Source organism: Opitutales bacterium (assembly GCA_013215165.1).
In the GTDB taxonomy this organism is placed as follows: domain Bacteria; phylum Verrucomicrobiota; class Verrucomicrobiia; order Opitutales; family JABSRG01; genus JABSRG01.
On sequence record JABSRG010000018.1, the window covers coordinates 46,007 to 52,516 of the forward strand.

At 50.4% G+C, this 6,510-nt stretch carries 6 protein-coding genes; 5 read left to right on the forward strand and 1 reads right to left on the reverse strand.

Annotation, left to right across the window (positions count from 1 at the left end):
* Window positions 1-83: 83 nt before the first annotated feature.
* The 5 genes from HRU10_05595 (at window position 84) to pyk (ending at window position 5,233) form a co-directional block, all read left to right on the forward strand.
* A complete protein-coding gene (locus HRU10_05595; protein ID NRA26707.1) occupies window positions 84-1,658 on the forward strand; it encodes an NCS2 family permease in 1,575 nt (524 codons plus the stop codon).
* Between the two features lie 352 nt (window positions 1,659-2,010).
* Window positions 2,011-2,286 carry a type II toxin-antitoxin system VapB family antitoxin gene (locus HRU10_05600; GenBank protein ID NRA26708.1) on the forward strand — a complete coding sequence of 92 codons (276 nt, stop codon included), beginning with the start codon at window positions 2,011-2,013 and terminating at the stop codon, window positions 2,284-2,286.
* Complete coding sequence (locus HRU10_05605) at window positions 2,283-2,657, forward strand: type II toxin-antitoxin system VapC family toxin (protein ID NRA26709.1); 375 nt, start codon at window positions 2,283-2,285, stop codon at window positions 2,655-2,657. Before HRU10_05600 ends, HRU10_05605 begins: the two co-directional genes overlap by 4 nt.
* A gap of 234 nt (window positions 2,658-2,891) precedes the next feature.
* Window positions 2,892-3,695, forward strand: a complete 804-nt coding sequence (locus HRU10_05610; protein NRA26710.1) for an MBL fold metallo-hydrolase — start codon at window positions 2,892-2,894, stop codon at window positions 3,693-3,695.
* Between the two features lie 47 nt (window positions 3,696-3,742).
* Window positions 3,743-5,233: a pyruvate kinase gene (gene pyk / locus HRU10_05615; protein ID NRA26711.1), complete on the forward strand. Its 1,491-nt coding sequence runs from the start codon at window positions 3,743-3,745 to the stop codon at window positions 5,231-5,233.
* A gap of 336 nt (window positions 5,234-5,569) precedes the next feature.
* On the opposite strand, the gene HRU10_05620 is transcribed toward pyk, so the two are convergent.
* Window positions 5,570-6,388, reverse strand: a complete 819-nt coding sequence (locus HRU10_05620) for a phytanoyl-CoA dioxygenase family protein (GenBank protein NRA26712.1) — start codon at window positions 6,386-6,388, stop codon at window positions 5,570-5,572.
* Between the last annotated feature and the right edge of the window lie 122 nt (window positions 6,389-6,510).

A 6,510-nucleotide genomic window follows, 5' to 3' on the forward strand; every position in this document is an offset into this window, starting at 1 on the left:
GTCGTGCTTCCAAAAAACTACCCGCCAACGCCCGTGTAGCGTGTTATCATTTTCTCGGGCCCGTGATTTGCTGATCGGGCCTTATGAAGCTTTTTGTCAAAGGGGATGTCGATGGCGTATTCGCTCTCGGCTTGGATAACCTATTGATGCTCATATTGATGAGCGGTCTGTGTCTGGGCTTGTTACAGTTCTCGCCAGAGCTTTTTTATGGTCGTGTGCTCCCGGCGACGGCAGTGGCTCTGATCATTGGCAACTTGTTCTATGCGCGCGAGGCGATCCGTCTTGGGAAGAAAGAAGGGCGCACCGATGTCTGCGCCATTCCCTACGGGATCAACCTGTTGACTGTGTTTGTGTATGTGTTCCTCGTGATGATGCCGGCTCAGCAAAAGGCTTTGGGTAACGGATTGAGTAAAGAAGAGGCAGATGTGATCGCCTGGCATGCTGGTTTGATCGCATGCTTGGGGTCGGGATTGATCGAATTTGTTGGGGCCTTTTTTATCGACCTAATTCGCCGTTTTACGCCCCGCGCTGCTCTTCTATCAGCCTTGGCCGCCATCGGGATTTTCTTCATCGGAATGGATTTCGTGTTTCGATCCTGGGCTTTCCCCCTAGTGGGGATGACGACTTTGGCGATCACGATGGTAATTTATTTTGGTCGGATGAAGTTCCGCTTTGGGCTGCCGGCAGGGTTAGTCGTCCTGGTGGTCGGTACGAGCCTGAGTTGGGCCACTGGCTTGGCACCGGTGACAGATTTCGACACGTCTCAGTTGGGTCTACGGCTTCCTCTTCCAGTCATCGGCGACATCATGCAGTCAGTTCCCTACATGTTCGAATACCTGGGAGTCATCGTTCCGATGGGATTTATCAATTTGGTCTTATCGCTTCAGAATCTTGAATCGGCCAAGGCGGCGGGGGACGATTATCGAGCGGCACCGGCTTTAGCTTTTAATGGTTTGGGCACCTTTGGAGCGGCCCTGTTTGGCTCACCGTTTCCCACAACAATTTATATCGGACACCCAGGATGGAAGGCCATTGGGGCGCGCGCCGGATATTCTACACTGAATGCCATTATCATGACCCTGATTTGTATCAGCGGGGCATTGAGCCTGGTGGTTGCAGCGATTCCTCTGGAGGCGGGTATGTCGATCCTGATTTGGATTGGGATTATGATGGGCACGCAAGCCTTCAACAGCACCCCTCGCGAGCATACTCCGGCAGTTGTGGTCGGCTTGATGCCGGGGATTGCGGCCTTTGCAGCCCTCGTTTCAAAGAACAGCCTGGCTGTGGCTGGTATCGTGGGTGGAGCATCGTTCTTTTCACGAGAGGTCATCGATCAGATGGCGTCCATCCGCAACTTCTATGCTGACGGTGCCTTTGCCTTAGAGCAGGGCTATGTCTATACCTCGATCATCCTCGCTTCGACTACTGCGGCGATTATCGACCGAAAATTCAAAGTGGCTGGCTTCTGGTTACTGGCCGGAGCTACTTTTTCCGCAATCGGTTTCATTCATACCTACGAAATCACGCCCTTTGACATTATTAGTATTCTAGATTTAGGCGTCACCAAATGGACTCTAGGATACCTCGCCATGGCAGCGATCATGTTTCTCGTTCCCCTCGTCACCGAAGTGGAGACCGATGAGAGCAAGCTGATTTGATACGATATCCTTGTCGTGTCTGCAATCGGCCAGATTTCGATTACGAACACGGCAATGGCATTCATCACTATTGACTGAGTAGGTTCAAGCCGCCTCTAGGCAATCGCTCTAGCAGGGGTGTGAACAGAAGTGCAGGGCACACGGATGTTTTGTAGGGTGATCGGCGAGAGCGATTGCCGTCTTCCGGATCAAAGCTCAAGCCAAGCAATGGCTGTCGCCATCACTCTACGCCTCTAATCTGGGCTCAAAATCAGTTTTCCGTATATCTGGTCACAATCCTCATCATTTACCTTCTTCCAAAACTCTTGACTCACTTCGTCTCGAAAGATTTTCTAGAACTAGAAGGTAAAAAATGCATCTAAATATCAAAAATGATAAGACATATAACCTAGCCGCTACAGCGGCTCGGCTTACGGGCAAAAGCTTGACCCAGACCGTGACGGATGCCCTCAGCGATTACCTATTCAGGCTCCAGCAACAAAAAAAAATCGAACGGAAGCAGGGCCTCGCTGATAAGCTGACACAGCTCGCACAAGAATATCAAAAGCTACCGAGTCACGATGAACGTAACCATGCAGATATACTTTACGATGACGATGGTCTGCCTAAGTCCAGAAGAGATATATGATCGCCGTTGATACTTCGATCATCCTTGCGGTCTTGATGCAGGAATCAGATGCGGCCCAATACGTCCAAAAATTGGAGCAAGAGACCGAGCTGGTGATCGCCGCCGGGACCTATGTTGAATTGGGAGCCGTAATGAATAAGAAGTCTGGCCCGAGGTCATTGCAGATCGTGGACGCTTTCTTGGAAGAAGCAGAGATTGAGATATCTCCGATGTCGTCTGCTCAAGCGCGTATCGCGCGTGACGCTTACTATAACTATAGTATTTTGAATTTTGGGGACTGTTTTTCTTATGCCCTAGCAAAAGAAAAAAAGATCCCGTTGCTTTATAAGGGTAACGACTTTAGCAAAACAGACATCATATCTGCGATTTGAGTGGCTATGACTTAATCCACTTGGGCTGTTGCATTAGTAGGGGATTAAGGGAGACCCAAGAATTGGGCGATTTTGCAAAAACGGATGCCGTGACGCGTGGGCTTTCCTAGACTTTTTGTAAAAACGATGTCCCAAGCTTCAATGGCTCGTCACTCGTCACGGGTTCCGGGTATTTGGAAAAATTTTCGATTTCATTCGTGAGATTTACCCCAGGCTTGTTTCTACTTTTCACGTATGGAGGAAAGCCGCTTTGCATTTTTGGGATCGAGTAGTTCGGGGAATTCTGGGCTGCTGAAGACTGATGAGTCCAAAGTGCTTGTGGATCTGGGGTTTAGTGCGCGGCGGACTTGCCAGTTTCTGCGCGATTTGAACGAATCCATCGATGGGATTGATGCCATTTTTTTGACGCATGAGCACGGCGACCATGCGCGCGGGTTATCGGGTTTGGCAAAACATGCGGACATCCCTGTATTTGCGAACCGAGATACGGCGCGCGCACTCCAAAAGAAGCTGAGCTGGCGGCCCAATTGGCACATCTTTGAAACCGGTTCGAAGTTCAAGCATCGTGATATCGAAATACAGAGTTTCTCGGTGCCGCATGATGCGTATGACCCCGTGGGCTTCACGTTTGAATGGGGTTACGACGACCTGTTTTCTCCACGTCAAAGTCTCGGTTGGTTAACGGATTTGGGATACGTGCCCGAGCAGGTTAAGGAGTGCATCGCTCATGTGGATACCTTAGTGTTGGAAGCCAATTATGATGCAGACCTGCTCGAAAAAGACATCAAACGACCTTGGTCTGTCAAACAACGCATCCGCGGGCGTCATGGACACCTCTCGAATCAGGACGCTATGGCATTTATTGACGAAATGAGCGCCTCGCGCTGGAAGCAGCTCTACTTGGTGCACCTCAGCCGCGATTGTAACGATGTCAATTTGGTCAATCGATTGTTTACACCTTTGGCGCAGAGAATGAACAAGTTGCGCTTGTCGGTGATTGATCCTGACGAATTTTGTCCAGCTCCCATATTTTTTTGACATACGAGAGCCTTTAAAGCACTACCCACCCTTTCTCCCACACCCTTATGAACGAATCACGGAGCGGAATCACCACAGTTCCTTTTAAGAAGGAAAAGCTACAACCCAACACATCTTCTCGTATACGCCAGACTAAGATTATTTTCACCATTGGTCCGGCAACGATGAGCGAGGAGGCGTTGGAACGCCTTATCATTCAGGGGGTGGATATCTGCCGCATCAACATGGCCCATGCGGATCACGAGTGGACGCGGGAGATTTGTGACCGGGTCCGTAAGGTATGCGACAAGGTTGGACGTCAAATCGCCATTATGATGGATTTAAAGGGCCCCGAGATCCGCACCGGTAAGGTAGGGGATGAGCCTTACATTCTCCAAGAAGGTGAAATATTCGATTTTGTGATGGAGTACACAGACGAGGACCAAAGCCTCGACGGAAAGCGCTACATCGATGTGAACTATCCCGACTTGGACAAAGATGTTTCTGTGGGGGACACGGTTTTGGTGGATAGCGGTCTCATGAGCCTCGAGGTGATCGAGAAAAGAGCCGGTCGTATCCGTACCAGAGTAATCATTCCGGGGCCTTTAGGGAATAAACGCCATATCAATCTACCCGGTGTGCGGGTGAACCTTCCGTCGCTCACGGAAAAAGATATGGGCGACATCTCCGTGGGGATTGAAAAGAACGTCGAGTTTTATGCGCTTTCTTTTGTGCGCGAGTCCTATGATCTGGATTTGCTGCGTCGGCACCTCACCGATCACGACTCTAATGCCTTGATCATTGCCAAAATCGAGGACCAACAGGCGATTAGTAACTTGGACGATATCATCGCGGCTTCAGACGGCCTCATGGTCGCACGGGGTGACCTCGGTATCGAGTGTCCCTATGAGGAGTTACCAATCATCCAGCATCGCGCTATTAAGACTTGTCTGCGTATTGGCCGTCCAGTGATCGTAGCGACGCACATGTTGGAGTCGATGATTGAGAACCCAGTGCCGACGCGTGCTGAAGTCTCAGACGTGTCGACTGCTGTCTTGGAGAAAGCCGATTGCATCATGCTTTCCGGTGAGACCACTACCGGAAAATATCCCTTTGAGTGTATCGAAGTCTTCAAACGCATTTCGATGCGTATCGAAGAGGCGAGCCAGACTAACAATTTCGATGGGGTAGACCTGAAAACGCCGAAGTCTAAGATGCTCAAGTCCGCAGCTTCGCTAGCAGCCGAGCTCGACCATTGCGCTATCGTCGTGTTCACCCGTAGCGGCTATCTGGCTAAGATGATGTCTTCTCTGCGTCCTAAGAGCCCAGTATTTGCGTTTACGGACAATCCGGAATTATTCCGTCATTTACTTATCTTGTGGGGCATCGAGCCCTTCCTCATGGATTTCTCTGACGATCCAGAACAAACCATAGAGAACGCTATGGCGGCTCTCAAAAAGCGTCCCTGGATCGAGTCGGGCGACAACGTAGTCTGTGTGACTAACGTGCTTACCAAAGGCGATATCATCGATTCCATCCAGCTCCGCCGCGCCCCCTAGGCCAAGGCTCGGTTCTCGCTTTCCCTGGGAACGCCGGACCCCCAGCTCGGCTTCAGTGAGCACCGCCATCATCCAGAGTCCTCATTCTTCCGAAGGTCAGAATGAGTGAGTTTCCGTTTAGTACCATGAACTTTGGAAACTTAATATGCCCAAGCACAGGATCGATTGTCAGACCCAGATCATCGGGTCCTTGGGCTAAAGCACACTGCTATGTCTCAAGCATCGCTTCGTGATTCCAATAAGACAGAACCTGCGCTACTTCAATTGAACCCAAGCAGTCACCTGCAGCCCGTGGGATCGTAAGAACTCGACAATAAAAGCGGCTTAGTTCGTGCTCTAATGATCCTTTATGCGGGACGCGCGCCGAGCAGCGGTGATTTCTGGATAAGCCCTGGATGGATCGCCTAGAGGTTGGTCAGTAAGAACCCGCCCACGTGCCGGATACATATGGAGGAATTTTCTTCGTTCTGTGTGAATAACCGAACTTGAAGGACAAAAACGCAAGGTCCACCCACAGCGTCGCATATTTGAGGTATTGGTCTCGCTACCGTGCATGAGGCGAGCGTCGTGCAAGGAGCATTGGTTGGGCTTTAATTCGACGTATTGAGCGCGTTCATCGCGACGTTGTGTGGGTAGGATTTCTGTGTCGAAGACGTTTTTTGCGGTATCTACCGAATGATAATCACTGTAACCTTTGTGTCCTGAATTGTGTGTCTTGGGGATCACCTTCATGCAGCCGTTTTCGCGGGTTGACGGATCGAGAGCGAGCCACACGGTGGCCACTTCGACCGGCGAAAGGGTCTTTTTCCAATAGGCGCTATCCTCATGCCAGGGAACGCGTCGGCCATCTCCCTTGGGTTTGCAGATGAAGTGGGTCGAAAAGAGGTGAATATCCGGTCCGATTAGAGGCTCTACGATGTCGAGAACCTCCGGGGCTAGTGCCCATTCAAATAGTTTGGGATCCTCGAGGTGGGGGGTGTCCATGGCCTCTGGTCGTTCGCCTTTGGGCAATGCATCAAGCTTTTGATTGAAGTGGTCGACCAGAGCTTGGAATTTTTCGTCTGAGAAGACTTTAAACTCAGGTATCACATAGCCCTCTACGCGGTATTGTTCGATCTGTTCGGATGTCAGCCTTGATTGATTAGTAGCATACATGAATATAGATTAAGTAATTTTTATTGATAAATCTTTCCATATTTTCACAGCCATCCCATAAGGCCTGATGGCGGAGATCAGGGGTGAGTATTGATCGGCTGTAGCGGTTGATCGTGTCTATT